Origin of the sequence: Streptomyces sp. NPDC001714 (assembly GCF_042892755.1) — a bacterium.
GTDB lineage: Bacteria > Actinomycetota > Actinomycetes > Streptomycetales > Streptomycetaceae > Streptomyces.
In genome coordinates, this window is record NZ_JBIAUL010000009.1 from 138,225 (window position 1) to 162,929 (window position 24,705).

Below are 24,705 nucleotides of genomic sequence, written 5' to 3' on the forward strand. Positions count from 1 at the left end.
CGGACCGTCGACGTCTGCCAGTCACCGACGAGTCGTTCCTTCGCATCCACGCTCGCCGGGCTCTGTCAGTGTCCAGTACAGATCTCCCGACGCCGACTGCACGCTCCAGGAGCTGATGTGTCCTGCGGCCGTCAATTGGTCAAGTGCATCCGTGAAATCCGTTGCGGCCAGCCCGCACTCGCGTGCCAGCTGATCCACTTCAGCTGTTCCATGGGTGCTCTCGGGAGCGGTATGGGCCTTGATACACATGGCAATGAGCTGGGAAAACGGGGCGCAGTCCATGCGGATGCCGCAAGCGGCTCGCAGCGCCCAGTCTGCGGCAGCGAGCCGGTCGGGACGGGCCGGGCATTGGGCGAAGAGCCCGACGTCGAGGAGCTGGATGACTACAGCGCGTGCGCTGGAGTGCGACGTGGGCAGGGTTGCGCATAGCCATCGTGCCTGGTGGAGATCCCGCCAGGAATCCGTGGCAGGTTCCAATCGAAGGCTGCGCAGTACCCCGAGCGGCAAGCGGACTTGAGCCGAGTCGTTCATGCGCAAGGCGCATTGCAGGGCGATCAGTCGGGCGGCAGGTCCGGTCTCAGTCGGCAGCGCGGAGGCGAGGTAGTTGAGCATCTCCCGCACCCGGGTCTGCCTGTCCGGGCCTCTGGGGCTTCGGTGCTTTCGACGGATGTCCGCATGCGCCGGCGGCGCCGTCGCAGCGTTGATGAACGTGTCGGGAACGACGGCCGCTTGTGACGTGGCGGCGGCGCAGGCCGTGCACGCGTCCGCGAGGCGCCACAGCCGTCCGCCTCGCTCGCGTGCGAGCACGAGCCGGATGGGCCCACCACAGCCTCGATGGCGCGGGTGCCAGCTGCAGCCGCGCTCGTGGCACTGGCAGGTACGAAGGTGAGCAGGGAGGAGATCGCGGCGAGCGTGTCGTGCCAGGTGGGCCAGGAGCTCCGACCGAGCGGACGTGCCACTGAGCAGTCGGTCGCTGCGGGAGCACTGCTGGCATACGAGGATCGGTCCGCCGGGCTGCGGGCGCAGTTCCACGGTCCAGGCGCGCCGGACGCCGGGTCGCGTCGTGCAAAGCCTCATGGGGGGCGTGTTCCTCCCGTCATGTCTGCGCTGTACCCGCGGAGGGTGGGGTGGCCCGCACACGGTAGTGCAGACCTCTGCCCTTCACTTGATGGCGTCACCTGCAGAAATAGGGCAGAGGTCTGCACTGACAGGGCAGTGGTCTGCACCGTCGGATTGTCGGGTGACGATCCTCCCGCCCGACCCGGATTTCGAGGCGCTGCGTCTGGAGCTTGCGCGGCTGCGGGCGGCGCGCGGCTGGACCTATGACGAGCTCGCTGATCGAAGCGGCCTGGCCAGAAGGACCCTCATCGAGATCGAGCAGGGACGCACCATCGGCACTCTCAAGACCTGGCACGCCCTCGCCCATGCCTTGAGCACTCCGCTCGACGAGCTCTTCGGAGCCGTGTGTGAGGGGCACGAGCCCCCGGGGCCGACCGGCGCTGACCGTTGACTGGGAGGGCTCGCGCCAATCACCCGGACCGGCGAAGCGACACGAATCTCTGATCGACAACTCGAACGTGCGTTTCATGGAATGGGGCTGTTCGAGGGACCCTCCAGCCTCGGCGCTGTGGATGCGGCGTGTTGCCTGGCACCTTCGCACGCATGCGTTCTTCATCCACACCGCGGCACTGGGACGGCAGCCCCGCTGTCGCCTACCCCCGCCGCTCACTGCGTATCGAGCACGACAGCCCCAGTCGGCTCCTCCGCTGCGCTCAGCGTGATCGCTGCCGAGAGTGCGGCAACCCGGTCGAGTGGTACCACCGCAGCTTTGCGCGGCCCGTCCGCCTGCACCCCCGGGAAGTGCCCGCGGCCGAGGTGCCCACCGCCTACCGTTGGCACGTAAGCTCTGGTGTCGCCCATCCGGCTGGCGATGGCAGAGCCTGGTGCCGCCTGGCTCACGCCCCAGTCTGTCCCGCTCGCGACGCTGCGCCCGAAGCCTCCGCGCTGGACGGGCTGCGCCGGGATCTGGCCCTGCACACACGCCGCCTGATTGACACCGGCGTGTTCACTCCAATGCCCCCTTCGAGCCGGCCAATGGCTCAACCGGACGGCTGCCGACCCGCCAGACCCGTAGTGCAGTTCCTGTATGTCCGCTACCTCGCTGCGCAACCTGTGGACGAAATCCAGTGCGTGGCGCAGACGCGGCGTCGCGACCGCTGCTCGCAGAGGCTGCTCACTGCGGACGGCCCCGTGGGCGTCTGGAGGCTGGTACCCGCTACGGCCACACGGGGGCAACTGGCATTGCCCTGTGAGCTCATGGCTGTATATGACCTCACCGCCCTGCCTTACGCCGAGCAGCTGCGCTGGCGCATGCAGCGCTGTTCCACCCACACCGCAACCCAGTCAGCAGCGGACCTCGCGCTGGCCGACTGGGAGCCCTTCGACCCCATGCTCCACCGCGCGCACATCCACAACCGCCTGCCGAACCACGTCCGTCGTCCGCGCCCGACGCACCACGAGTATGGAACGGCTGGGTCGTGACCTCGCACGATGGCATTGAAATCCTGCTGACCAGGCCAGCCACCAATGGCGAGCTCCACCGAGCTCGTCGTACGGTGTCGCTCGCAGCGAACGCCGACCGCACCCGGTTGATGGCCGTTCAGCCGGCCAGGACGCCAGGCCGCGCGCTGCGGTCACTACGGCGACGGCTGCACCACCTTCTGCCCATCGATGCCCTGACCACCCACTACCCCGACCAGCACGGGCAGGTCCTTCTTAATCTCGAGTTCAGCCGTACCGCGCGAGCGGCGATCCGCCAGGCCGCGACCGCCAGAGGACAGCGGCCCGGAGACTTCGTCGCCCGGAGCGTGACCGCAGCCCTCGATCGGAACGAGAGAGAACGCTCCCTGCAACTGACGGCGCAACTCGAAGGCCTGCTCGCCCTCCACTCCTCCGAGGACGTACTGGCTTGCACAGCCGACATCCTGCTCCGTCGTCGTGATCCGGCCGTATCTGACGCGTACGCCGCTGGCCGCGCTGGACGGAGCCAGTCTCACGCGCACCCGAACCCTTAGCCCTTCTCCTCCGTGGAGCCCTTGTTGCACACGCCCACAGACGAACAGGCTCATGCTGTCGAAGCATTCCGAGATGGCCATCACCTCGTGCTGCAGGCCGGCGCCGGCACAGGAAAGACCAGCACGCTGAGCCTGCTCGCCGCGAGTACCAAACGCCGAGGGCGCTACCTCGCCTTCAACAAAGACATCGCACACGACGCCTCCGCACGCTTCCCGCGATCCGTGATGTGCAAGACTGCCCACGCCACGGCCTACGCAGCCCTTGGCCACCGCTTCGCTCGCAGACTCAACAGCCCCCGCCAACCTGCGTGGAAGATCGGGCAGGCCCTCGGCATCACCTCTCCGGTCCGAATCGGAGATCACGAGATCAGCCACAGGACGTTGTCACACAGCGTCCTGCGCACGGTGACCCGCTTCTGCCACTCGGCTGATCGCACGCTGGCTTCTCACCACGTACCCGCGCTGCGCGGCCTGAGTGCGCCGGACGAACACGCCCGCCTCGCCGAGGTCGTGACGTCGTTCGCGGACAAGGCGTGGGGAGACCTGCAGAATCCCGAGCAGGGCGTGGTCCGTTTCGAGCATGACCACTACCTGAAGATGTGGGCTCTCACCGAACCAAAGATCGACGCCGACTTCCTCTTCCTCGACGAAGCACAGGACACCAACCCTGTCCTGGAACAGGTCTTCGCGGCTCAACGCGCCCACACCCAGCTGGTCATGGTCGGCGACTCCGCACAGGCGATCTACGGCTGGCGCGGAGCCCGGGACATCATGACAAGCTTCGACGCCACCCACCTCACCCTGACTCGATCCTTCCGCTTCGGCCCCCTCCTTGCCGAACAAGCCAACCGGTGGCTCGCGTTCACCGACGCGCCCATCCGACTGACAGGTACCGAGGCGGTCCCGACGAAGGTCGGTCTCGTCGCCTCCCCGGACGCGGTGCTGTGCCGCACCAACATCGGGGCCATGACCGAGGTCATGCGACTGCTGGCCGCCGGCCACCGCGTCGCGCTGACGCGGGGAGGGCATACGCTCGTCGCGCTGGCGCTGGCTGCACGGGACCTCAAAGACGGCCGTCGCACCGCCCACCCAGAACTCGTTCTCTTCGCCTCCTGGGGTGAGCTGCAGGAGTACGCGGATCACGATCCGGCCGGCCGTGATCTGCAGCCTTTCGTAGAACTTGTCGACCAGCACGGACCCGAGGCCATCATCACCGCGGTCCACGCACTGACCGACGAGGACAAGGCCGACGTCACGGTCTCCACGGCCCACAAGGCCAAAGGCCGGGAATGGCCCACGGTCAAGATCGCCGATGACTTCCCCCCCGCCCCCGGACAGCGATCAACACGACGACCGTGGTCGCCCGATCTCGGAACCCGTGAGTGAAACGGACGCCCGCCTCGCCTACGTTGCCGTGACACGTGCCCGCAGTCGGCTCGATCTCGGTGGTCTTGCATGGATCGACCTCGTTCCAGCCGCCTCGGACGGAGTGGTTCAGTGAGCGGAGGCGAACGGCGGGGCGGTAGCTTCGGCCGCGGGGAGTGCGGGGGTATCGAGTTTCCTGTGCGAGGGTCTCGGGGAGCACAGCGACGACGGCGATGCCGTGGGCGCTTCCCGTGAACATGCCTCGGCACGGACAACTCCTACCTGCTCCAGGCCCTCGGCAAGGCGTCGGGGCCCTCTCTGCGGCGTGGCCGTCGTAGACCCCGGACGTCGGGGGAACTCGACCGGCTCGTGGAGACGGGTGCGTGCGGGATCCGCCTCAACCTGATCAGCGGCCCGGTGCCCCCGCTGGAAGATCGGCTCTGGCAGCGACTGGTGCACGAAATCGCCGCCCCTGGACTCCACTTGGAAGTCCAGGGACAGCAACGCCAGTGGGAGGAGCTGGAACCCTGGCTGCTCGGCCGGTCCGGCGCGGTGGTTGTCGATCATCGGGGGCTGCCGGCGGCCTTGTCTCTGCCCTACCCCGGATGCGCTGCGCTCTCCCGCCTGCTGGCCGGACAGTATGTGTGGGCGAAGGCGGCCGTGCCTTGTCGTGCAAATGGCCGTGCCTACAGCACCCCGACCTGGCTCACGGCGGAACTCAACCCCACCGAAGCCCTGCGGATACTGTGCGCCAACCCAGCGCGACTGTTTGCTTGGACGCCCTTTCGTCGCGCGGGCCGACCGATGACGTACAGGGCCGCACTCAGGCACGGCCGAGCAGGGGGGCCGCCTTCCACGGCCAGGGCCGGCGAACGGTGACGGCCGAGCTGACGTTTCCGAGGGCGTTGTGCGAGCGTGAAGGTGCGGGCAGCGCGGCTTGGCTCGGGCTCAGGACCCAAGGAACTCGAGTGCCCTTGCCACGAATTCATCGTGGTACTGGAAGATCCCCCCGTGTCCGGCATCCGGGTAGAGGGGCACGAGTTCACTCCTGGGCAGGCGGGCGGCCAGGTCGAGTGTGTTGTGGCTGGGCACCATGCGGTCGTTCTCGCCGTTTGCCACGAGCACCGGTTGACGAATCTCCGACAGGTCCGACGGCGCCTGACGGCCCCATTGTCTGATGGCCTTCAGCTGGGCTCGGAACGCCGGCAATGAGATGTCCTTGTCGCGGTGTTGCGTGCGCTCCTTCAGCCGTTCCAGCAAGGCCCGTCCCGCCCGCCGACCGCCCTCGGTTTCGGTGAAGAAGAGGGAGAGCTTGGGATCCTGGCGGGTCAGGGCGCCCTTGAGCGTGGCCTGGAGGGTGAGCGCCGGGACCTTGTCGATGCCGGGGCCACCGGCGGGGCCTGTGCCCGCCAGGATGACCTTGCGGATGAGGTGAGGTTCTTGTTCCGCGATGACCTGTGCGATGAAGCCGCCCATCGACAGGCCGAGCAGATCGACCTGGTCGAACCCGAGGGCTCGGATGAACAGCACCGCGTCGCGGGCCATCGCCTCGATCGTGTCCGGCGTGGAGCCGCTCGATCCGCCCACCCCGCGGTTGTCGAAGGCGATGACCCGGCGTCGTGCGGCGAGTCCGTCGACGACGCGCGGGTCCCAGTTGTCCAGGACCCCGGCCAGGTGAATCAGGAGGATCAGCGGTACGCCGTCCTCAGGGCCGAGTTCCCGGTAGGCGAAGTCCTCGCCGCGGACGGACACGGAGCGGGTCGGCGCGTTCTGGTACGACGACGAGGGCGAGGAGGACGGTGAATTCCGCGGTGTGTTCATGTCCAGGTCCTTCTGTAGCGAGTTTCAAGGACGGAGTTCTCTTCGCCGGCGCCCGATGCACTGCACCGACACTGTCGACCAGGTCACACAGTGGTGGGTACCGACCCATGTCATCCGGCTCGTTCTGATCACACCCGGCATCCGCCTCGCCGAGCGCTGAGGCGGCGCCAACCGAGGGACATTGGATTACACTCATAATACTGTGCATGAAGACGATGGATGGCAAGCGGGCCCCCGCAGTCGACCGCACTCCATGGTGCGCAAATGAACGCCCCCGAGTGAGGGGATACCGCTCCACCTGGCACGGCACCTCGCCGCCGAACGGGCGGCCGTCGGAGCCTCGAATCCATTGAAGTACGATCGAAATGTAAAATGATAAGAGTGCCCGCCAAGAGCAAGCAGCCTCTCCGACGAGCAAAGGAGCGCGCGGTGCGCTACGCGAAAGAGCACAAGCAGGCGACCCGGCAGCGGATCATCGAGGCGGCCGGTCGCCGGTTCAAGCGGGACGGCATCGACGGCTCGGGCATCTCAACCCTCATGACGGACGCGGGGCTGACCAACGGCGCCTTCTACACCCATTTCACGTCGAAAGACGACCTCGTGGCCACCGCGGTCTCCGACCAATTGCAGGCGCAGAACGCGAGGATCGTCGCGCAGGCGGCACCCGGGCGCGCAGGACTTGAGCAGATCGTGCGCCGGTACCTGTCCGCCCAGCATCGCGACAGCTCCGACGACGGCTGCCCCTCCGCCGCCCTGCTCGACGAAATCCGGCGCTGCACAGACCCGACCAAGCAGGCTTACACCGACGGCGTACTGATGGTCATCGACGGCATCGCCGCCCGCCTGGCACCCGACGATCCCCTCTCGGTCCGCACCAAGGCGCTCGGCGCCTACGCCATGATGGCCGGGACGCTCCAGCTCTCCCGAGCCCTCACCGACCGGCAGCTTGCGGACGAACTGCTCGAACAGGGCATTCACAACGCCCTCGCCCTGCTGGGCGTGGAGCACGGGCATTCCAGCCCCGCGATGTGACACACCCGCACCCCTTGGATGGTTCCGACCCGGAACTCGGTCGACCTGGCGCGCGAGTGCCGAACGGCGAGTTGGTCCTCTACCCCGACGCCGGCCATGGCGGCATCTTCCAGTTCCACGGGCAGTTCGTGGAGACGGTTCTCGAGTTCCTCGAGCGGCAAAAGGCGTGCGGTGCGGTCGTAGTCTGGGCCGAGGGTGGTGCCTCAGGGGCGTGGCGCCCTTTGGGCGAGCGGCTCGAGGCGCCCGTTCACTGACGCGACCTCGCCTTCCGCCTCACCCCATGAACGCGAGAGCGTTCTCGATCCCCAGCTCAAGGACCTCATCGGCGCGCTTCTGGTCGGACAGGGCGCGGGACAGCTGCATCGTCCCCACCAGCATGGTGAACAGCCCGATGGCCTTGGCCTGAGCGGACCGCGGGTCCTCGGGTGTCAGGCGGGCGGAGATCTCCTCCAGGATGGCCCGCGCGCCGTCGCTGTAGGCCTGCCTGGTCCCGTCCTCGCAGCGGCCGATCTCGTCGAGAAGGGCGGCGGAGGGGCATCCGAGGCCGGGGTGGTCCCGGTGCTCGGGAGACAGGTACTCGCGGATGAGGTCCTCGAGTCCCGGGCGGCCGGGCCGCAGGGTGCTGTAACTCGCGACCTGCGTGTGCAGTTCTTCGGCCACCACATGGGCGACGAGGTCGTCCTTGGACGCGAAGTGGGCGTAGAAGGCTCCGTTGGTGAGCCCCGCGTCCGCCATCAGCGTGGAGATACCCGAGCCGTCGATGCCGTCCTGCTTGAACCGGTGGCCGGCCTTTTCGATGATGCGTCGCCGCGTCACCTGCTTGTGCTCCTTGGCGTAGCGCACCACGAGCTTTCTCCGTTCGCTCCGTAAGGCCATGCTTCGCACTCAAGGGTAATCCATGGCCTGACGCACGTAATATCATGACTGGCGACCCCATGACCGGCGTGCTCACGACCGGATGCGGGCACCGGGTCCGAGTCGGGCGGTGACTTCCGCGGGGCTGAGGGTGGAGTGCTCCGCGGAACACTCGACGACGACGCGGACCGGGGCGTCGCAGTCGGTGTGACGGATGTCCAGTACGGGCCCCTCGGGGCCGAGGGCGTACGCCTCGCCCCACTGGCTCAGCGCCATCAGGACAGGCCACAGATCCCAGCCCTTGCGGGTCAGGCGGTACTCGTTGCGGGAGCGGCTGCCCGGCTCCTGGTATGGGACGGTCTTCAGGATGCCGGCCGCGATCAGCTTCCGGAGGCGGTCGCTGAGGACGGCTTCCGACAGGCCGATGTGGCGGTGGAAGTCGTCGAAGCGGCGGACTCCGTTGACGGCGTCACGCAAGATCAGCAACGTCCATTTCTCTCCGACCACGTCGAGCGTGCGCTGGACGGGGCAGTTCTCCGTGCTCGCCTCAAGCCACTCCATCCCGCCAGCGTAAGGGTCTGGCTTCGTCATTGACAGTCAGGTGAGCGGGAAACTAGCTTCGTTTTCAAAAGTCAGATGGAAGGTGCCCGGCCGTGGGACGAACGCGTACGTATCAATGGGAAGATCCCGCGATCCTGGCGGAAGCCGCCGGACGCATGGCCGGCATCGACTTCCTGCGTGAGTTGCAGGCGGGGCGACTGCCGGCGCCGCCCATCAATTACTCCATCGACTTCACTCTGAGCGAGGTGGAGCCCGGCAGGGCGGTCTTCTCCCTGACACCGGGTGAGGAGCACTACAACCCGATCGGCAGCGTGCACGGTGGCATCTTCGCCACCCTGCTCGACTCGGCGGCCGGCTGCGCGGTCCAGTCGACCCTTCCGCAGGGCGTTGCGTACACCTCGCTCGACCTCACGGTGAAGTTCCTGCGACGGATCACCGTGGACACGGGCACGGTACGCGCCATCGGCACGGTGGTCAGCAAGGGCCGTAAAACCGCCCTGGCCCAGGCGCAGTTGGTCGACGGCACGGACCGTCTGCTCGCCCACGCCACCAGCAGCTGCATGCTCTTCCCGGTGTCACCCTCGCAGGTGTGAGCCTCGGCGGCGACCGGTATCGGTCCGGGCCGTGACGTCGCACTGCCTCGATCGCGGCGCAGAGCGCCGGGGTGTGAGGTGAAACCGCTGCGGCGCAGGTCGGTCGCGGCCCGTAACTCCTCGGGTCGCCGGCCTCCGTGCGCCGCAGCTGTGTCGAGGCGGCGAAGGTGGTGGTTCCCTCGGGCGCCGGGCTGCTCTTCGTCAGGCGGCGTGGGTGGGGTAGTCGGTGTAGCCGGCCGCGCCGCCGCCGTAGAAGGTGGCGGGGTCGGGGGTGTTCAGGGGGGCGCCGGCGCGTACGCGCTCGACGAGGTCGGGATTGGCGAGGGCCATGGTGCCGACGGTGACGACGTCGGCCAGACCGTCTTCGACGTCCTTGGCGCGGGCGGCGATGTCGGCACCGGCCCGGTTGAGGATCAGCGTGGTCGGCCACAACTTGCGGAGGGTGGAGAGGAGTTCCTCGTCGCCGCCGTGACCGATGTGCAGGTAGGCGAGGTTGAGGGGGGCGAGGGCGCGCAGGAGGTGCGGGTAGAGCTCGTGCGGGTCGCTCTCCGCGAGGTCGTTGAGCTTGAAGGGGTTGCCGGGAGAGATCCGGATGCCGGTGCGGCCGGCGCCGATCTCGTCGGCAACGGCCGTGGCGACCTCCACCGCGAAACGGATGCGGTTGTCGAGGGAGCCCCCGTACTGGTCGGTGCGCTGGTTGGTGCTGGGGAAGAGGAACTGGTTGACCAGGTAGCCGTTGGCCCCGTGGATCTCGACGCCGTCGGCGCCGGCCGCGATGGCGGCCGCGGCGGCGCGCCGGAAGTCGTCGACCGTCGCGGCGACCTCCTCGGTGGACAGTTCGCGCGGCTCCGGCATCTCCTGGAGCCCGGACGGGGTGAACGTCTGGCCGCCCGGCTTGATCGCGGAGGGTGCCACCGGCTGCCGGTGGTGGGGGGTGTTGTCCGGGTGGGAGATGCGCCCGGTGTGCATCAGCTGGATGACGATGCGTCCGCCGGCCTTGTGTACGGCGTCGGTGACCTTGCGCCAGCCGGCGATGTGATCCTCGGTGTAGATGCCCGGGGTCACCGGGTAGCCCTGGCCGTCGGCGGAGGGCTGGGTGCCCTCGGTGATGATGAGCGCGTGCGAGGCGCGCTGGGCGTAGTACTCGGCGTTCAGCTCGGTCGGCACGCCGTCCGGGGTGGCCCTGCTGCGGGTCAGGGGGGCCATGGCCAGCCGGTGCGGCAGGGCGATCTCTCCGACGACGGTCGGGTTCCACAGGGCGTTGAGCATGGGTCATTCCTCAGGTGGTGTGTGGTGGTGCCGAAAGGGCGGGGGCGGACACCGCGTGGACGTGGACAGCTGGCTCTTCTGTCTCCGGGTCCGAAGACGCACCCGCCCTGCGCCCGCCGGTCGAGTCGCAGTCGGCAGTGGCCTATCAAATTACGAACATAATACTAAGCGGTTCGGGTGAGCTGCGGCAAGTGGGGCCCGGCAGGGGGTGCGAAGCCGTGCGGCGCAGCTCGCGCAAGGACCTCACGCCAGAGCGGCGGGAGTTCCGCAACGGCAGCTGGAACCGCCTGCTCCGCCTGGATGACCTTGTCCTTGCGGGTGTGCCGTGTGCTCCAGTATTCGGTGGGGTGGGCGACGAGGCAGGCCGCGGCCGCCGTCGTCGAGACCTGGGCGCGGCGCAGGTGCGGGGCGGTGCTGCTGGCGTCGGAGATTCGCTCGTCAGGGCGGACTGAAGGATCATCCGCAGTTTGACAGGGCTCTTGCCGTAGCGGATGGCGGTCGTCACCAGTTCGGTGACCACGAGTTCACTGACCGCGAGTTCGGGGGGTGAAGACCAGTTCCTCCAGCTCTCGGAGGGCGGTTCGTGAGGTGTTGTCCGTTTGCAGGTGAGGTTGGGGCAGGGCTGCTGGTCGCGGGGCTTGGTCGGCTACTGCTTTCTGGTGAAGCTGCCGGCGTCGGCCTCGGTGAGGACGTCGAGCCTGACGAGGCGTTTCAGCTTGGCGCGGGTGCCATCGATGTTCTTCGGCAGCGGTTCGTGGTCGAGGGCTTCGTAGACATCACGGGCCCGGAGGGGGCCGGTGACCTCGTTGAAGACGGCGAGGATGCGGGGGTAGTTCGGGTGCTCGGGCAGGTCGGGCGCGGCGGTCTGGGCCGGGAGACGGTCAGCGAGAGGAGTAATGGTCTTCCGGTTGATCGTCAAGTGTTCGTCGTCACCGACGCGGCGCTTTCTGCCGCACACGCTGCGCCCCGTTCTCCGCCGTGACGTTCACGGCTGACGGCGTGCCCCCGTGCTCGACCGGTAGGCCGCCACACGATCCCACTCACCTCGGAACTTGCTTGCGGCCTCTCGGTCGCTCCGATAGAATTACGATCATAAGGTAATGAGTGGTCGTCCTCCCCGTGATGACGCTCGTGACCGGTGGGTCCCGGGCTCGGAAGGGGCGGTCGCACTCGCGCAAGTCGGAAACGTGCCAGACCCTGCTCGTCCAACCCGCCTGTTCGATCCGATTCCCCTGTCCGTCACCGGGGCGGAGTCGCTCCGTCCATCCACATTGGAGAAGCACATGTCTTCCTCGAACGCCGAGCCCCGAACGTCCGCCGCCGACTTGCACCGGCTTGCCGATGAGTACGTCAGGCGCGTCAACCTGCGCGACCTCGACGCCCTGTTCGCCCTGTACGCGCCGGACTTCCGCAACCACGCCGCCGATGGCACCACCACCGGCCTCGAGGAGGCCCGCGCGGTGCTTGCGTCGTTCCTTGACGCGGTCCCCGACTTCGCCGCCACGCCGGTCCGTGTCGTCGCCGAGGACGATTGGTTCGCGATCAGCTTCATCCTCACCGGCACGAACACCGGGTCCTTCAACGGCACTCCCGCCACCGGCCGATCGATCAAGGTGCTGGAGGTCCGCATGTTCAAGGTGGCCGACGGGAAGCTCACCGACCACTGGGGCCTCATCGACCTGGCGACGCTCTTCGCCCAGTTGCAATCCTGAGAGGGTTACGTGAGTTGATGCCTGTTTCCCCCTTTGGGGAGGGGCAGGCGGGCCGGCCGCAGCCGCCGGGCGGCTACGGCCGCGGCTGGGTGAACGAACCCTGCCCGGTCTCGACCAGGATTCCGCGCTCGGTCAGCCGCTTGAGCTTCAGGCGGGTGTTGTTGAAGGTGTTGGCGATCTCCATGTCCATCGCCTCGCACACCTGCCGCGCCCGCAGCGGAGCGTCGGCCGCGGTGAATACTGCCAGGATCTGCCGGTAGGCCGGATGGTCGGGCAGCTTCGGCGCCGGCGGCGCGGGTGGCTGCGGATCGGGCAGCTCCAGCAGTGTCTTGCGGGTGATCCGGATCTCCTCAGCGGCCCTGCCGAGCTCGTCCAGCCGTGCGGTCAGCTGCTCGATCTGCTCTCCCGTCGTCTCGGCCAGCGCGGCGATCTCCCGTTCCCGCTCCTCCAGCCGGGCCAGCACCGCCCCGAGGGTCAGCTCCCCGCCGGTCATGTGCTGCGCCAGGCCGCGCTTGCGGACCGGTACTTTTTTGCCGCATCACACCCCGTCGACTCCGCGGGCACCCGGCCGCCGCATGCATGCTCTGGGTGTCGAGCACCACCAGGCTCGGGTCCGATTTCCGCCGCGCCATCTCCCGCACCTGCCAGCGCAGCAGGTCGTGGATGGTCTGGTCGGTGCCGTCGTCGCGCCACTTGGCGAAGTTGGTACATCACCGCGCCGCCCGGCGGCAGGTCGTGCGGAAGCAGGTCCCACTGGCAGCCGGTGCGGCCCTGGTAGAGGAGCGCGTTGACGATCTCCCGCATCTCGTACCGTCCCTGGTGGCCGCTGACCGAACGGTGCGCGGCCTTCCACGCGACCGATCACGGGGTGTGACCGGCGCGGCGGAGAACAGGGCGCAGGGTCTCGATGACACCGGGGTCGTCCACGGTGGAGGGGATGGGTTCGTCGTGGCCGTCGGCGATGCCGCGCATCGTCTTGCGGAGGATCTTCCCCGAGCGGGTCTTGGGCAGGGCGGCCACGACCGTGACGTCCTTGAGGGAGGCGACGGCGCCGATGCGCTCGCGTACGAGCTGGACGAGTTCGGCCTCGACCTCGCCCGGTTCGCGGTCGCTGCCGGCTTTCAGGACGACGAAGCCGCGCGGGATCTGTCCCTTGAGTTCGTCGGCGACGCCTATGACGGCGCATTCGGCGACGTCGGGGTGGGCGGCCAGGGCCTCTTCCATGCTGCCGGTGGACAGCCGGTGTCCGGCGACATTGATGACATCGTCGGTGCGGCCCATGACGAAGACGTAGCCGTCGTCGTCGAGGTGGCCGCTGTCGCCGGTGAGGTAGTAGCCGTCGTAGGCGGAGAGGTAGGAGGCGACGTAGCGGTCGTCATCTTTCCAGAGCGTGGGGAGCGCGCCGGGCGGCAGGGGAAGCCTCACGACGATCGCGCCGTCGACGCCCGCGGGCACCGGCTTGCCCGAAGCGTCGAGGACGCGGACGTCCCAGCCCGGCAGCGGGCGGGTCGGGGAGCCGGGCTTCAGTGGCGCGGCTTCGATGCCCACAGGGTTGGCGACGATGGGCCAGCCGGTCTCGGTCTGCCACCAGTGGTCGATCACCGGGACGCCCAGCAGGTCGCTCGCCCAGTGATAGGTCTCGGGGTCGAGGCGTTCACCGGCCAGGAAGAGATAGCGCAGGTGGGAGAGGTCGTAGCCGGCGGTGAGCGCCCCCTTCGGGTCCTCCTTCCTGATCGCCCGGAAGGCGGTGGGCGCCGTGAACATGGTCTTGACCCGGTACTCGGCGGCCACCCGCCAGAACTGGCCCGCGTCCGGGGTGCCGACCGGCTTGCCCTCGTACAGCACCGTGGTCGCGCCGACCAGCAAGGGCGCGTAGACGATGTACGAGTGCCCGACGACCCAGCCGACATCGGAGCCGGTGAACATGGTCTCGCCCGGGCCCACGTCGTACACGGCGCCCATCGACCAGTGGAGGGCGACCGCGTAGCCGCCGCAGTCACGCACGACTCCCTTGGGCTTTCCGGTGGTTCCGGAGGTGTAGAGGATGTAGAGGGGGTCGGTTGCGGGGACGGGAACACAGTCGGCCGGTGGCGCGGTAGCCACCAGGTCGGCCCAGTCGAGATCGTGAGGCCCCAACTCGGCCGTCTCCTGTGGGCGTTGCAGGATGACACTCTTCTGCGGCTTGTGGGCCGCGAGTTCGATCGCCTGGTCGAGCAGGGGCTTGTACGCGATGACGCGCTTGCCCTCGATGCCGCAGGAGGCGGAGACGACCACTTTGGGGGCGGCGTCGTCGATGCGAAGGGCGAGTTCGCGTGCGGCGAATCCGCCGAAGACGACGGAGTGGACCGCGCCGATGCGTGCGCAGGCCAGCATCGCGACGGCGGCCTCGGGGACCATCGGCATGTAGATGACCACGCGGTCGCCGTGTCCCACGCCGAGCTGTGCGAGTGCTCCGGCGAAGGCCGCCACCTCGTCCCTTAGCTGTTCGTAGGTGTAGGTGCGTCGGGTGTCGGTCACGGGGGAGTCGTGGACAAGCGCGGGTTGCTCGCCCCGGCCGGCTTCGATGTGCCGGTCGAGCGCGTTGAAGCAGACGTTGAGCCGTCCGTCGGGAAACCAGCGGTAGAAGGGTGCGCCCGAGGAGTCCAGGGCGCGGTGCGGAGTGACATCCCAGTCGATGCCTTCCGCTGCCTTCAGCCAGAAGCTCTCCGGGTCCTCGGTACTGGCGCGGAAGACATCTTCGTATGTTCCCATCGCGCACTCCTTTGTGGCATCAAGGGACGGTGATGTGGCTGGGTGGGGAACTGTGTCGGACACAGGCACCGCATGCCGGCCGACATGGTCTGGCAGGATGCCGGCGACCGGCGGGAACCGGTCACCGGCGTCGCGGTGGTGCGGCGGTCCGGCCGAAGGGCCGCTCCGCCCAGTGTGCCTTCAGCTCACGCGCCGAGGTGCTTGCGCAGCCATTGGCCCATCTGCTGGATCGCCTGGTCCACCTCGGGTACGCGCCCGGCGCCCAGGATGAACGAGTGCTGCCCTTCGGGCATCGGGTGGACCTCTGAGGTGACCTTGAAGTCCGCGAGGCGTCGGCCGAGTTCGGCGCCGTCGTCGGCGAGGGTCTCGTACTCGCCGTAGTGGACGGTCGTGGGCGGCAGGCCGGTCAGATCGGCGTTTGCGATGCTGATCGCGGGGTCGGTGAAGTCCACGGCGGGATCCTGCAGCCAGGCTCCTCGGAAGAGTTCGAGGGTGCTCCTGCTGAGCATCTTGTCGTTGTCCTCGTTCTCGTCCACCGACGCGTTCTGGATGGTGAGGTCGGTCCACGGCGAGACGCTGACGATCGCGCCCGGCGTCGCCTCGCCCTTCGCGAGCAGGCGCAGCGGGAGCATCACCGCGAGGGTGCCGCCGATCGAGTGGCCCGTGCTGCCGATGTTCCGCGGCTCGTAGCCCTGCGAGAGCAGCCACCGGTACGCCGTCTCGGCGTCGTCGAGCTGCGCCGGGTAGGGGTGTTCGGGCGCCAGGCGGAAGTCCACGACGAGGGAGCGGGCTCCGGCTGCCTTGGCGATGTGGCCTGCGGCCTTGCGGTCCGAGTGCATGGAGGCGGTGACGGATCCGCCGAAGTGGAAGTGGAGCAGTGCCTTGTCGGGATCGGCGCCCTCGGGGATGGCCCAGAGGGCGGGAACGCCGCCCGCGTCCACCTCGGCGTACGTGACGCCTTCCGGCTCGGTCGACGCCTTGTGGTTCGAGTCCACGATGTCGCGGATGACGGCCAGGTCGAGACCGGGTGTCGACGACTTCGCGCTCACGCTCGCGAGGAACTCCGCGAACTCGTGTGCCTCTCGGCTTACGCCCATGGTGGTGCTCCTTCGCAGGTTGCTGCCACGCCCACGTCCCGCGTGCAGCCAGGTTGATGTGCTGGTCCAGACGCTACTGGCTGAGTATAAGAAAGTAAACCCAGAAGAGTAAGGGGCACCTCTGGCTGCGGGCGCGGCGGCGCAGTGCGGGCGGCCGAGGGTGATCAACGCTCCAGAATCTCTGCCGTTGCGGATCAGCGGTCTGAGGTCCGACTGTCTGGGAGGAGCAGTCCCCCCGTCGCCTGGGCCGGTGCGGCGGAACGCCTGATGGTGATGCGTGAGGACGCCGGACTGCAGCCGTGTCTGTCTGCCGGGACCGTCCCGGATCCGACGACCGATTCGCTTGGCGCCGGCCTGCCTGTGGGGCGTACAGGGCGGCCGGATGCGGGACTACAAGGCTCCGCACACGAACCTCAGCATCACGACAGCGCCACGGACGAGAAGATGACTCTGTTCGGGACCGGCGTTCCTGTCGGTCGCCGTCGTCGACGCGCTCAGTCGTGCCGTCGAGGCGTACGTGAGCCGCAAGGCAAATCCGCTCTCCGGCGGCCTCGCGCTGAACGCTCTCGTCCTTGCCGGGGTAGATGGCGTGGGGCGAGTCGCCCATGGCGCGGCATGAGCCGCCCGATCGGCGCGCACTTCCACGTCGCTCATGGTCTGTCGAACGCGATGCTCCTCCCCGCGGTGACGGCGTTCTCCGTACCGGCCGCCGAGAGCCGGTACGCCGACTCCGCCCGCGCGTTCGGAGTCGCCGCCGACGGCGACGGCGATGCCCTGGCGGCCGGGAGGTTCGTGGAGGCGCTCCGCGACCTGTGCGAGGATCTTGACCTTCAGCCGTAGATCTGCGGGTAGAGGTCCTGGATCTCGTCCACGGTGGGCACAACGGGGTTGTTGGCGGGGTTCCGGACACGAGCGCCTGCTCAGCCATGAGGGGCGACAGTCGGCGACGGAGGAACGGTGATGGCACAACAGCCAGGTCCGCGCGGAGTACGAGATGAGACGCATGACTGACATTGCTGAGGGCGAGGTTCTCACCGACGTGCACCGGGGCGTCGGCCGGATCCTTCTGAACCGACCCAAGGCGCTCAACGCCCTGACGACAGGCATGGTCGCGGCCATTGACGGTGCGCTCGCCGCATGGGGGCACACACCGCTGTCCGCTGTGGTGATCGCCAGCACCAGTGTGAAGGCCTTCTGCGCCGGCGGCGACATCCGCACGATCCGCGAGCACAGCCTCGCTGGGGATGCCGAGGCCAGTGAGCGGTTCTTCGCCTCCGAGTACCGGCTCAACGCCCGGATCGCTGAGTATCCCGTGCCGGTCGTGTCGCTCATCGACGGCATGTGCATGGGCGGTGGTCTCGGTCTGTCGGTCCACGGCACCTTCCGCGTCGTCACCGAGCGTGCGGTGCTGGCGATGCCCGAGACCGGGATCGGTTTCTTCCCCGACATCGGGGCCAGCTACTTTCTGCCGCGGCTGCCCGGCGCGATAGGCATGTACCTGGGACTGACCGGGCACCGTCTCGACGCTGCCGACGCCCTGTACGCGGGGCTGGCCACGCACTTCGTCCCCACGGACAGGCTCGGTGCGGTCGCAGACGCCCTGGCGGACAGCCCAGGCGCCCCGGTGGACGTCGTCCTGAACCGCCTTGCCAACCGTTCTCCGGTGGGGGCGAGCTGGCTGGCGGAGGTACGCGGGGAGATGGACTGGGCGTTCGGCGCGCCGACCCTCGGTGAGATCGAGAAACGCCTGCGTCACCTCGACACCGCCTGGGCGTCAGACGCGTTGATCGCCCTGGAGTCCGCCTCGCCGCAGAGCTTGGAGATCACTCACAACCTGCTGGCCCGGGGCAGACAGCAGACGTTGCGCGAGTGCCTTGCCGCCGAGCTCACTCTCACGCGCACGACCATCCGCACGCCGGACTTCCTGGAGGGCGTCCGAGCGGCCTTGGTCGACAAGGACCGCAGTCCCATCTGGGAACGTGAGGCGCAGGGCGGACAGACGCCGCCGGCCTGACCGGTAGTGCAGGGTGAGCGGCTGCCCGTTGTCCGCACTGCCGCACTGCCGGACAGGTTGTTCTTGCCGAGTTGCGCGGCGCGGATCGCGGTGACGTGCCCGCGCTTCCGCCGCCGATGGTGACCACGCCGTAGCGCGTGCTCACGAAGTGCCCCCGTTCCGGGGACATGGTCGGCTCGTGGAGCGAGCGGTCATGCGGCGCGGATGTGCTGCGCCAGGGTGGCGTGGACCTGGTCGCGGATGTCGGCGAGCACGGCCTCGTCGCTGCGGTGCAGGCACACGGTGGCGGTGGTGCTGATGTGAATGATCGCGGTGATCACCCGCGCCAGCGTTGCCGCGTCGGCGGCGCCGATGTCCTCGTTGCGCGTGAGCAGGCCCGTGATGCCGTCCTCGACGCGGCCGGCAAGGGTCAGACCCACTTGCCGGTATGGCTCGGCCGGGTCGCCGAAGACAAGTTCGCGCAGATAGGTGCGGCCGTTCTCGATGTGCTCCCGCACGCACTCCACCAGGGGGCGGATGAGAGCGATGACCCGCTCCAGCGCGCCCTGTCCTACGGCGGCGTCGGCGGCGGCGAGGCCGGAATCGACGGCGGCGGCGAACTTCTCGTTCTGCACCATGATCAGCAGCTCGGCCTTCGTGGACGCGTACAGGTAGAGCGTCCCGATGGCGACATCGGCCCGGCGGGCGACCTGCTGCGTCGTGACCCTGTCCACGCCGTGTTCGGCGAACAGCTCGCGGGCGGCGGTCATGATGCGCTCGCGCTTGTCCTGTTTGGCCCTCTCGCGGCGCCCGGTCGGCATGTGATCGCTTCCCATGGGGACCCCCTTGACAATAATTATGAGTGGACTCATAGTTGAGTGTACTCGGATCGACCGAATGGTGCGAGGTCGTGAGGCCCCCGGATGTCGCGCCGGGTTTGCCGATCCAGTCTCAGACCTGGATAAATAGGACAAGTCTCAGGAGTGGCGCCCCATGCGAGCGTTCGTCGTCACCAAGTACAAGGAGCCGCTGCAGGAGGCGGAGGTCCCCGAGCCCACCGTGGGGGAGCACGACGTGCTTGTGCGAGTGGAGGCCGCCGGGCTGAACCCGCTGGATGAGAAGATCCGCGCCGGTGAGTTCAAGCAGATCCTGCCCTACAAGCTGCCGCTGATCCTGGGCAACGACGTCGCGGGCACCGTCGTCCGCGTCGGGACGGCGGTTCGCGGCTTCAAGCCCGGAGACGAGGTCTACGCCCGGCCCCACCAGGACCGCATCGGCACGTTCGCCGAGCGCATCGCCGTAGCGGAGGGCGACCTGGCGCTCAAGCCCGCTTCGATCAGCATGGAAGAGGCCGGCTCGCTGCCGCTGGCGGCGCTCACGGCATGGCAGGCGCTGGTGGAGCGCGGGAAGCTGCGGCCCGGGCAGAAGGTGCTCATCCACGCCGGTGCCGGCGGGGTCGGTTCGATCGCGATCCAGCTCGCCGCGCACCTCGGCGCGAGTGTCGCCACCACTGCCAGCGGTTCCAACGCGGCCTACGTGCGCGCGCTCGGCGCGGACACGGTGAATGATTACCGCACCCAGGACTTCGAGCAGCTCCTGACCGGCTACGACCTGGTGCTGGACAGCCTCGGTGGAGAGACCCTCGAGAAGTCCCTGCGGGTGCTCAGGCCCGGCGGCAAGGCCATCGGGATCGCCGGTCCCCCGGACCCCGCGTTCGCCCGCCAGGCCGGCCTAAATCCGCTGCTGCGCCTGGCGGTCACAGCCCTGAGCCGCAAGATCCGCAAGCAGGCGAAGAAGCTCGGCGTGACGTACGAGTTCCTGTTCATGCACGCCAGCGGCGACCAGCTCCGCCGGATCACCACCCTCATCGACCAGGGCGCGGTGCGCCCGGTCGTGGGAAAGGTGTTCCCCTTCGACCAGACCCCGCACGCGCTGCAGTCCCTGTCTCAGGGCGGCATCCGCGGCAAGGCCGTCATCGGCAACAGCTGACCCGCCGCAACCGCGACGGGCGACACGAAACACACAGCGACACAGAACACGCAAGGAGAATCGGTCATGAGCAGCACAGACGCCCCGAACGAACCCGTCATCACCTCCTACGCGAAGGCCCCGGCCCGCACCGTCCGCGCAGGCGGCGTCACCTACGCCTACCGCGAGCTGGGACCGAAGGGCGGCATCCCCGTCGTCTTCTTCGTCCACCTCGCCGCGACCCTGGACAACTGGGACCCCCGCATCATCGACCCCATCGCGAAGGGACGTCACGTCATCGCCTTCGACAACCGCGGTGTCGGGGCGTCCACCGGCCAGGTGCCGGACAGTGTCGAGGCGATGGCCGACGACGCCTACACCTTCATCAGGGCCCTCGGGTTCGACAAGATCGACGTCTTCTCGTTCTCCCTCGGCGGCATGGTCGCCCAGGCCCTGGTGGTGAAGCACCCCGAGCTCGTCCGCAAGCTGGTCCTCACCGGCACCGGGCCCAAGGGCGGCAAGGACATGGACAAGGTCGCCAGAGTCACCTACTGGGACATCCTGCGTGCCACGTTGACCCGTTCGGACCCCAAGGAGTTCCTGTTCTTCAACCGCAATGCCACCGGCAAGCCCGCCGCACGCGCGTTCGTCAACCGGCTCAAGGAGCGCACCGTCGACCGCGACGCGGACATCAAGACCAAGGCGTTCCAGACGCAGCTGAAGGCCATCAAGAAGTGGGGGCGCTCCGCCCCTGACGACCTGTCGTCGATCACGCAGCCCACCCTGATCGCCAACGGCGACAACGACCGCATGGTGCCGTCGGTCCTGTCGGAGGACCTGCACCGGCGCATCAAGGGCAGCGAGCTGATCATCTACCCCGACTCCGGGCACGGCGGCATCTTCCAGTACCACCAGGAGTTCGCCCCCGTCGCGGTCGAGTTCCTGGCTCGATGACCACCACCTGACCAGGAAAAAGGGCAACATCATGAGCACGTCACCGGTCGCCGCGCCCCCGGAAGTGAAGAAGCCTCTCACCTCCTCGATCCTGCTGTGGGTGCGCACCGACCAGCCCCGCCAGACCGGCATGGACCACTGGAAGGGCCCGCACTCAGGGATCATCTCCGCCACCCCGGGGCTGGAGGAGTACCGGCAGATCCACCTCGCCGAGCAGAACACGGGCCTGTGGCCGGCCATCGACGGGGTCCAGACCGCGATCCCAGCAGACCGGAAGATCGACGGCGTCGCGGAAGTCACCTTCCAATCGGTGCTCGCACCCCTGAAAGGGCGCGAGCAGACGAAGCTGGCCTACGCCGACGAGATCAACGTGTTCCGCCGCACCCTGCTCTACGCCGGCCCGCCGAACTCCTCCCGGTGGTACGACGTCGCGGGCCCCGGAGAGACGGTCGGTGCCCGCGCGCTGATCTACCTTCGCCGCAGGGACGGGGTCGGCGCCGGCGCCTTGCGGAAGTTCGTCAACGAGGAGCTCGCCCCCGCGCTCGCCGGCACCGGAGTGCTGAAGGAACTGCGCACGCAGACGTTCCTGCCCTGGACGAAAAAGCTCTGGGACACCCCGGACGTCGCCCACGACAACCCCCACGACCAGCGCTTCCACGCCTCGGTCAGCCTCGGGTTCACCGACACCGCGGCACGGGACGCCTTCTTCAGCGGCAACGCGATCGAGGACCTGTCCGACCGGCTGGCACCGCAGGTCTCCGCGATCCACGCCTACGACGTCGCCGCCGCCCTCACCTACGTCAAGAACGGCGAGATCCTCCCGCACTACCAGGAGTGAGCAGCGCAGACGGGAAACGGGACCGCCGGATCTGCTCGGCACATCCATCCGCCCCGGCTTCCTTGCCCTCCTCGCACCCCAATCGCCGTCTGATACCCACCACGCATCCGGAGCCAGCCATGAGCGAGCAGCAGAGCACCATCCACTACGAGCGCACCTCACCGCAGATCGCGAAGATCACCTTCGCCAACCCGCCCGTCAACCTCATCGTCGGCGAGACCGTCCTGCGCCTCATCGAGATCGTCACCGAACTGGCCACTGACCCGGACATCCAGGTCGTGCTGTTCGACAGCGCCACCCCCGACTTCTTCTACAACCACTTCGACCTGGCCGCCGCCGCCGACTTCCCCGCCCCCGAGGACCCGGACGCGGTGCCGGCCTGGACGAATCTGGTCCTGGAACTCTCCAAAGCGCCGTACATCACGATCGCGGTCATCCGTGGACGCACCCGCGGCGGCGGGAACGAGCTCGCCCTCGCTCTCGATCTGCGCTACGCCAGTCGTGAGAAGGCGATCTTCGGACAGCCCGAGGTCGGCAGCGGACTGCTGCCCGGCGGTGGTGGCAGCGAACGCCTGCCCCGGGCCATCGGACGCGACCGCGCCCTGGAAGCCATCCTCACCAGCGACGACTACGACGCCGACACCGCCGAACGCTGGGGCTGGATCACCCGCGCCCTCCCCGACAGCGAACTCGACGCCTTCGTCGGCACCGTCGCCGCCCGACTCGCCTCCTTCGACCGCGCCTCACTCGCCTCGGCCAAAGCCCAGATCAACCGGGCAACCCTGCCCCCGGACGGGGACCTGGTCGCCGCGTACGGCGAGTTCGCCCACTCCCTCACGCTTCCCGGTTTCCTCACCCGGGCCGCAGGCACGCAGGCCGTCGTCGAACAGGCCGGCATCGACTTCGAGTACCGTCTCGGGCACTACATCGGCATCGCCAACCAGCAAAGCTGACACCCATCAGAAAGTGAGCACGGATGCAGCGGATGCTGCGTCCGTCCTCATTTGCCGCGGGGCCCACCTGATTTCCGACGTCTTCGGCACGATGGTCGGATCGGGCTGCTGCCGGATCGACCGCCGATGTCCTCCACCGCTCGACGGCCGCGACGGTGCACCGCTTCTGGACACTGGTCGGCCGACCGTTCGCACGCCATGGATCACTGGGTCCCCGACGTGAAGAGATCGCGTCGGGACCGAACAACAAGCTCAGGCTTCCGTGCTGTGCAGGTCCGGGTAAAGCGCCTCGACCGGGCCGCTCAGAGCCGCCTTGACCCCCTTGGTCAAGTCGTCGGCCAGGACCTCGTATTCTCCGGCCTCGACGGCGTCGTAGACGGTCGTCACCAGCTGTGTCGGCAGCATCTTGGGGCCGTCGGCGTGCGCGGCCATATCGGTGTCGACGTAGCCCATGTGCACCCCCGTCACGTGGACGCCCATGGGTGCGAACTCGATGCGCAACGAGTTGGTGGCCGACCACAGTGCGGCCTTGGAGGCGCTGTAGGCGCCGCCGAAGGCATACCAGCTGGCAACGGAGTGCACGTCGATGAGGACTGACCCCTTGTTGGCGGCGAGGATCGGTGCGAAGGCGCGGGCGAGGAAGACCGGTCCGAAGAAGTTCGTCTCCATGTTCGCCCGGATGTCTGCCTCGGTGACGTCCAGCAGGCTCGCGCTCGGCGGGGTGGCGCCAGCGTTGTTGACGAGCACGGTGACATCCGCCGCGGCGGCCACGGCCGCGTCGATCGACGTGCGGTCGGTCACGTCAAGGGTCAGGGGGACGATGCGGTCGTCGTCCCAGGCGCGGGGGGAGCGGGCGGTGGCGTAGACCTTGACGGCGCCGCGCGCCAGGGCGTCGTGGACGAAGTGGGTGCCAATACCGCCATTGGCGCCGGTGACGAGGACGACTGCTCCATCGAGGGAGGGCATGGGTTCCTTCTTTCCGCGGGGGATGTGAAGTACGTGGCTGCGCACGGATGGGGCAAGGACACATCGCACAGCGATGGGAGAATGAGCGGAGCCACATTCGAGCCCACATGACATTGAGTACAATCATAACTGATTACAGTCAGAATCTATTCCTGGAGGACACCGCCATGCCTCTCGGCCGGCGCGAGCGGAACAAGCAGGAGAAACTCGACCGCATTGTCGCTGCCGCCAGTGATCTGTTCGCCGAGCACGGCGTCGATGAGGTCACGACCCAGCAGATCGCGGACAAGGCCGACATCGGCACCGGGACCCTGTTCCTTTATGCCAAGACCAAGGGCGAACTCCTCCTCCTTGTCCAGAACGCCAAGTACGTCGAAGCACTTGAGCGGGGCCGGGCGGACGCCGAGACCGTCCCAGGCGTGCTGGACGCGGTGCTGGCGATCGTCCGGCCGATCGTCGAGTGCAACCGCGTCCAGATCGACAACGGACGCACCTACCTGCGAGAGATGGTCTTCGGCGACCCCGAGGAGCCCCGGCACGGCGCGGCACTCGCCATCGTCGCGCAGACCGAGGAGGCCGTCGCCGCCGTGCTGCGCCGAGACGAGCGGGTCACCGAGGGCGACGCCGCGACGCTGGCACACATCGTGTCCGCCGTGATGTTCCTCAGCATGGCGGTGAGCGTGAACATCGCCTTGAGCGTGGAGGAGATCGTGCAGGACATCCGGGGGCAGGTCGAGGTCCTGCTGCCTCGCTGAAGTGCGGCCCGGTCTCCGGCCCGGGTGACCATCCGGGCAGTCCTCGGTTGCGGTATGGCCCGAATCCCCGAATGGCAGGTCATCCGGACGTTGCTGCCCATACCGGTACGACTGGACGGCTGGGGCGGCCGGCCGGAGGGCTACCGCC

At 68.2% G+C, this 24,705-nt stretch carries 25 protein-coding genes and 4 pseudogenes; 16 read left to right on the forward strand and 13 right to left on the reverse strand.

Features of this window, described 5'->3' with window-relative positions; translation table 11 throughout:
• Positions 1 to 21: 21 nt before the first annotated feature.
• Positions 22 to 612, reverse strand: coding sequence for a hypothetical protein (locus ACFY0P_RS24285; protein ID WP_388916733.1), 591 nt, complete (start codon positions 610 to 612; stop codon positions 22 to 24).
• A gap of 628 nt (positions 613 to 1,240) precedes the next feature.
• Here ACFY0P_RS24285 and ACFY0P_RS24290 point away from each other — a divergent pair.
• From ACFY0P_RS24290 to ACFY0P_RS24300, 3 genes and pseudogenes are all read left to right on the forward strand, one after another.
• Positions 1,241 to 1,510: a helix-turn-helix transcriptional regulator gene (locus ACFY0P_RS24290; RefSeq protein ID WP_067259018.1), complete on the forward strand. Its 270-nt coding sequence runs from the start codon at positions 1,241 to 1,243 to the stop codon at positions 1,508 to 1,510.
• A gap of 152 nt (positions 1,511 to 1,662) precedes the next feature.
• Positions 1,663 to 2,043: pseudogene (locus ACFY0P_RS24295) on the forward strand (DUF6083 domain-containing protein); the annotation flags it as partial.
• A 273-nt stretch (positions 2,044 to 2,316) separates the two neighbouring features.
• The gene (locus tag ACFY0P_RS24300) at positions 2,317 to 2,541 is read left to right on the forward strand and encodes a hypothetical protein (RefSeq protein ID WP_324613864.1); all 225 of its coding nucleotides are present in this window, start codon (positions 2,317 to 2,319) and stop codon (positions 2,539 to 2,541) included.
• Positions 2,542 to 2,696: 155 nt separating this feature from the next.
• On the opposite strand, the gene ACFY0P_RS24305 is transcribed toward ACFY0P_RS24300, so the two are convergent.
• Positions 2,697 to 3,155 (reverse strand): hypothetical protein, encoded by a 459-nt coding sequence (locus ACFY0P_RS24305; protein ID WP_387862224.1) that lies wholly within the window; start codon positions 3,153 to 3,155, stop codon positions 2,697 to 2,699.
• On the opposite strand from ACFY0P_RS24305, the pseudogene ACFY0P_RS24310 reads away from it, so the two are divergent.
• Positions 3,099 to 4,575: pseudogene (locus tag ACFY0P_RS24310) on the forward strand (UvrD-helicase domain-containing protein). The gene ACFY0P_RS24305 and the pseudogene ACFY0P_RS24310 overlap by 57 nt on opposite strands.
• A gap of 134 nt (positions 4,576 to 4,709) precedes the next feature.
• Positions 4,710 to 5,318, forward strand: a pseudogene (locus ACFY0P_RS24315) (amidohydrolase family protein); the annotation flags it as partial.
• Between the two features lie 69 nt (positions 5,319 to 5,387).
• Here ACFY0P_RS24315 and ACFY0P_RS24320 read toward each other — a convergent pair.
• Positions 5,388 to 6,260 carry an alpha/beta fold hydrolase gene (locus tag ACFY0P_RS24320; protein ID WP_383459335.1) on the reverse strand — a complete coding sequence of 291 codons (873 nt, stop codon included), beginning with the start codon at positions 6,258 to 6,260 and terminating at the stop codon, positions 5,388 to 5,390.
• A gap of 429 nt (positions 6,261 to 6,689) precedes the next feature.
• Here ACFY0P_RS24320 and ACFY0P_RS24325 point away from each other — a divergent pair, with 429 nt between their 5' ends.
• Positions 6,690 to 7,292 carry a TetR family transcriptional regulator gene (locus ACFY0P_RS24325; RefSeq protein ID WP_388916735.1) on the forward strand — a complete coding sequence of 201 codons (603 nt, stop codon included), beginning with the start codon at positions 6,690 to 6,692 and terminating at the stop codon, positions 7,290 to 7,292.
• 273 nt (positions 7,293 to 7,565) lie between these two features.
• Here the strand turns inward: ACFY0P_RS24325 and ACFY0P_RS24330 are convergent, their stop codons facing one another.
• Together ACFY0P_RS24330 and ACFY0P_RS24335 are read right to left on the reverse strand one after the other, a co-directional pair.
• Positions 7,566 to 8,138: a TetR/AcrR family transcriptional regulator gene (locus ACFY0P_RS24330; protein WP_109005513.1), complete on the reverse strand. Its 573-nt coding sequence runs from the start codon at positions 8,136 to 8,138 to the stop codon at positions 7,566 to 7,568.
• Between the two features lie 102 nt (positions 8,139 to 8,240).
• On the reverse strand, positions 8,241 to 8,708 hold the full coding sequence (locus tag ACFY0P_RS24335; protein WP_109005512.1) for a helix-turn-helix domain-containing protein: 468 nt from the start codon (positions 8,706 to 8,708) through the stop codon (positions 8,241 to 8,243).
• A 92-nt stretch (positions 8,709 to 8,800) separates the two neighbouring features.
• Between ACFY0P_RS24335 and ACFY0P_RS24340 the strand changes: the two genes are divergently transcribed.
• The gene (locus ACFY0P_RS24340) at positions 8,801 to 9,301 is read left to right on the forward strand and encodes a PaaI family thioesterase (protein WP_388916739.1); all 501 of its coding nucleotides are present in this window, start codon (positions 8,801 to 8,803) and stop codon (positions 9,299 to 9,301) included.
• A gap of 201 nt (positions 9,302 to 9,502) precedes the next feature.
• Here the strand turns inward: ACFY0P_RS24340 and ACFY0P_RS24345 are convergent, their stop codons facing one another.
• Together ACFY0P_RS24345 and ACFY0P_RS24350 are read right to left on the reverse strand one after the other, a co-directional pair.
• Positions 9,503 to 10,570 (reverse strand): alkene reductase, encoded by a 1,068-nt coding sequence (locus tag ACFY0P_RS24345; protein WP_362243929.1) that lies wholly within the window; start codon positions 10,568 to 10,570, stop codon positions 9,503 to 9,505.
• Between the two features lie 646 nt (positions 10,571 to 11,216).
• Positions 11,217 to 11,489, reverse strand: coding sequence for a hypothetical protein (locus tag ACFY0P_RS24350; protein ID WP_387861778.1), 273 nt, complete (start codon positions 11,487 to 11,489; stop codon positions 11,217 to 11,219).
• 364 nt (positions 11,490 to 11,853) lie between these two features.
• Between ACFY0P_RS24350 and ACFY0P_RS24355 the strand changes: the two genes are divergently transcribed.
• Entirely contained in the window at positions 11,854 to 12,282 is a 429-nt protein-coding gene (locus ACFY0P_RS24355) for an ester cyclase (RefSeq protein WP_159106840.1), read from the forward strand.
• Between the two features lie 73 nt (positions 12,283 to 12,355).
• Here the strand turns inward: ACFY0P_RS24355 and ACFY0P_RS24360 are convergent, their stop codons facing one another.
• From ACFY0P_RS24360 to ACFY0P_RS24375, 4 genes and pseudogenes are all read right to left on the reverse strand, one after another.
• Positions 12,356 to 12,775, reverse strand: coding sequence for a hypothetical protein (locus ACFY0P_RS24360; protein ID WP_387861782.1), 420 nt, complete (start codon positions 12,773 to 12,775; stop codon positions 12,356 to 12,358).
• Positions 12,772 to 13,107 (reverse strand): annotated as a pseudogene (locus tag ACFY0P_RS24365) (transposase); the annotation flags it as partial. The gene ACFY0P_RS24360 and the pseudogene ACFY0P_RS24365, both read right to left, overlap by 4 nt.
• A gap of 36 nt (positions 13,108 to 13,143) precedes the next feature.
• Positions 13,144 to 15,033 carry a propionyl-CoA synthetase gene (locus tag ACFY0P_RS24370; protein ID WP_388916743.1) on the reverse strand — a complete coding sequence of 630 codons (1,890 nt, stop codon included), beginning with the start codon at positions 15,031 to 15,033 and terminating at the stop codon, positions 13,144 to 13,146.
• A gap of 185 nt (positions 15,034 to 15,218) precedes the next feature.
• The gene (locus tag ACFY0P_RS24375; RefSeq protein WP_055705486.1) at positions 15,219 to 16,130 is read right to left on the reverse strand and encodes an alpha/beta hydrolase; all 912 of its coding nucleotides are present in this window, start codon (positions 16,128 to 16,130) and stop codon (positions 15,219 to 15,221) included.
• 469 nt (positions 16,131 to 16,599) lie between these two features.
• Between ACFY0P_RS24375 and ACFY0P_RS24380 the strand changes: the two genes are divergently transcribed.
• The 3 genes from ACFY0P_RS24380 to ACFY0P_RS24390 all read left to right on the forward strand — a co-directional run bounded on the left by ACFY0P_RS24380 (position 16,600) and on the right by ACFY0P_RS24390 (position 18,144).
• Positions 16,600 to 16,749, forward strand: a complete 150-nt coding sequence (locus ACFY0P_RS24380; RefSeq protein WP_388917281.1) for an iron-containing alcohol dehydrogenase — start codon at positions 16,600 to 16,602, stop codon at positions 16,747 to 16,749.
• Positions 16,746 to 16,970 (forward strand): iron-containing alcohol dehydrogenase, encoded by a 225-nt coding sequence (locus tag ACFY0P_RS24385; RefSeq protein ID WP_388916746.1) that lies wholly within the window; start codon positions 16,746 to 16,748, stop codon positions 16,968 to 16,970. The genes ACFY0P_RS24380 and ACFY0P_RS24385 overlap by 4 nt, the downstream gene beginning before the upstream one ends.
• 163 nt (positions 16,971 to 17,133) lie before the next feature.
• Positions 17,134 to 18,144, forward strand: coding sequence for an enoyl-CoA hydratase/isomerase family protein (locus ACFY0P_RS24390; protein ID WP_388916749.1), 1,011 nt, complete (start codon positions 17,134 to 17,136; stop codon positions 18,142 to 18,144).
• Positions 18,145 to 18,335: 191 nt separating this feature from the next.
• Here ACFY0P_RS24390 and ACFY0P_RS24395 read toward each other — a convergent pair whose 3' ends face one another.
• Positions 18,336 to 18,959 carry a TetR/AcrR family transcriptional regulator gene (locus tag ACFY0P_RS24395; protein ID WP_067257758.1) on the reverse strand — a complete coding sequence of 208 codons (624 nt, stop codon included), beginning with the start codon at positions 18,957 to 18,959 and terminating at the stop codon, positions 18,336 to 18,338.
• 157 nt (positions 18,960 to 19,116) lie between these two features.
• Between ACFY0P_RS24395 and ACFY0P_RS24400 the strand changes: the two genes are divergently transcribed.
• The 4 genes from ACFY0P_RS24400 to ACFY0P_RS24415 all read left to right on the forward strand — a co-directional run bounded on the left by ACFY0P_RS24400 (position 19,117) and on the right by ACFY0P_RS24415 (position 22,836).
• Positions 19,117 to 20,112, forward strand: coding sequence for an NADP-dependent oxidoreductase (locus ACFY0P_RS24400; RefSeq protein WP_388916752.1), 996 nt, complete (start codon positions 19,117 to 19,119; stop codon positions 20,110 to 20,112).
• A gap of 66 nt (positions 20,113 to 20,178) precedes the next feature.
• Positions 20,179 to 21,045, forward strand: coding sequence for an alpha/beta fold hydrolase (locus tag ACFY0P_RS24405; RefSeq protein ID WP_383459312.1), 867 nt, complete (start codon positions 20,179 to 20,181; stop codon positions 21,043 to 21,045).
• Between the two features lie 31 nt (positions 21,046 to 21,076).
• Positions 21,077 to 21,883 carry a strictosidine synthase gene (locus ACFY0P_RS24410; protein ID WP_351476505.1) on the forward strand — a complete coding sequence of 269 codons (807 nt, stop codon included), beginning with the start codon at positions 21,077 to 21,079 and terminating at the stop codon, positions 21,881 to 21,883.
• A 119-nt stretch (positions 21,884 to 22,002) separates the two neighbouring features.
• Positions 22,003 to 22,836 carry an enoyl-CoA hydratase/isomerase family protein gene (locus ACFY0P_RS24415; protein WP_055705479.1) on the forward strand — a complete coding sequence of 278 codons (834 nt, stop codon included), beginning with the start codon at positions 22,003 to 22,005 and terminating at the stop codon, positions 22,834 to 22,836.
• Between the two features lie 252 nt (positions 22,837 to 23,088).
• On the opposite strand, the gene ACFY0P_RS24420 is transcribed toward ACFY0P_RS24415, so the two are convergent.
• Positions 23,089 to 23,802 (reverse strand): SDR family oxidoreductase, encoded by a 714-nt coding sequence (locus ACFY0P_RS24420; RefSeq protein WP_055705478.1) that lies wholly within the window; start codon positions 23,800 to 23,802, stop codon positions 23,089 to 23,091.
• 167 nt (positions 23,803 to 23,969) lie between these two features.
• On the opposite strand from ACFY0P_RS24420, the gene ACFY0P_RS24425 reads away from it, so the two are divergent.
• On the forward strand, positions 23,970 to 24,557 hold the full coding sequence (locus ACFY0P_RS24425; RefSeq protein WP_055705477.1) for a TetR/AcrR family transcriptional regulator: 588 nt from the start codon (positions 23,970 to 23,972) through the stop codon (positions 24,555 to 24,557).
• Positions 24,558 to 24,705 lie beyond the last annotated feature (148 nt).

What these genes read in the sequence shown, in the direction of transcription:
- ACFY0P_RS24360 (WP_387861782.1), bottom strand. Translation starts at nt 12,775, where the DNA reads ATGACCGGCGGGGAGCTGACCCTCGGGGCGGTGCTGGCCCGGCTGGAG.
- ACFY0P_RS24355 (WP_159106840.1), top strand. Translation starts at nt 11,854, where the DNA reads ATGTCTTCCTCGAACGCCGAGCCCCGAACGTCCGCCGCCGACTTGCAC.
- ACFY0P_RS24405 (WP_383459312.1), top strand. Translation starts at nt 20,179, where the DNA reads ATGAGCAGCACAGACGCCCCGAACGAACCCGTCATCACCTCCTACGCG.
- ACFY0P_RS24335 (WP_109005512.1), bottom strand. Translation starts at nt 8,708, where the DNA reads ATGGAGTGGCTTGAGGCGAGCACGGAGAACTGCCCCGTCCAGCGCACG.
- ACFY0P_RS24375 (WP_055705486.1), bottom strand. Translation starts at nt 16,130, where the DNA reads ATGGGCGTAAGCCGAGAGGCACACGAGTTCGCGGAGTTCCTCGCGAGC.
- ACFY0P_RS24390 (WP_388916749.1), top strand. Translation starts at nt 17,134, where the DNA reads ATGACTGACATTGCTGAGGGCGAGGTTCTCACCGACGTGCACCGGGGC.
- ACFY0P_RS24370 (WP_388916743.1), bottom strand. Translation starts at nt 15,033, where the DNA reads ATGGGAACATACGAAGATGTCTTCCGCGCCAGTACCGAGGACCCGGAG.
- ACFY0P_RS24305 (WP_387862224.1), bottom strand. Translation starts at nt 3,155, where the DNA reads ATGGCCATCTCGGAATGCTTCGACAGCATGAGCCTGTTCGTCTGTGGG.
- ACFY0P_RS24385 (WP_388916746.1), top strand. Translation starts at nt 16,746, where the DNA reads ATGAGCCGCCCGATCGGCGCGCACTTCCACGTCGCTCATGGTCTGTCG.
- ACFY0P_RS24415 (WP_055705479.1), top strand. Translation starts at nt 22,003, where the DNA reads ATGAGCGAGCAGCAGAGCACCATCCACTACGAGCGCACCTCACCGCAG.
- ACFY0P_RS24345 (WP_362243929.1), bottom strand. Translation starts at nt 10,570, where the DNA reads ATGCTCAACGCCCTGTGGAACCCGACCGTCGTCGGAGAGATCGCCCTG.
- ACFY0P_RS24400 (WP_388916752.1), top strand. Translation starts at nt 19,117, where the DNA reads ATGCGAGCGTTCGTCGTCACCAAGTACAAGGAGCCGCTGCAGGAGGCG.
- ACFY0P_RS24320 (WP_383459335.1), bottom strand. Translation starts at nt 6,260, where the DNA reads ATGAACACACCGCGGAATTCACCGTCCTCCTCGCCCTCGTCGTCGTAC.
- ACFY0P_RS24410 (WP_351476505.1), top strand. Translation starts at nt 21,077, where the DNA reads ATGAGCACGTCACCGGTCGCCGCGCCCCCGGAAGTGAAGAAGCCTCTC.
- ACFY0P_RS24285 (WP_388916733.1), bottom strand. Translation starts at nt 612, where the DNA reads ATGCTCAACTACCTCGCCTCCGCGCTGCCGACTGAGACCGGACCTGCC.
- ACFY0P_RS24395 (WP_067257758.1), bottom strand. Translation starts at nt 18,959, where the DNA reads ATGGGAAGCGATCACATGCCGACCGGGCGCCGCGAGAGGGCCAAACAG.
- ACFY0P_RS24420 (WP_055705478.1), bottom strand. Translation starts at nt 23,802, where the DNA reads ATGCCCTCCCTCGATGGAGCAGTCGTCCTCGTCACCGGCGCCAATGGC.
- ACFY0P_RS24300 (WP_324613864.1), top strand. Translation starts at nt 2,317, where the DNA reads ATGGCTGTATATGACCTCACCGCCCTGCCTTACGCCGAGCAGCTGCGC.
- ACFY0P_RS24425 (WP_055705477.1), top strand. Translation starts at nt 23,970, where the DNA reads ATGCCTCTCGGCCGGCGCGAGCGGAACAAGCAGGAGAAACTCGACCGC.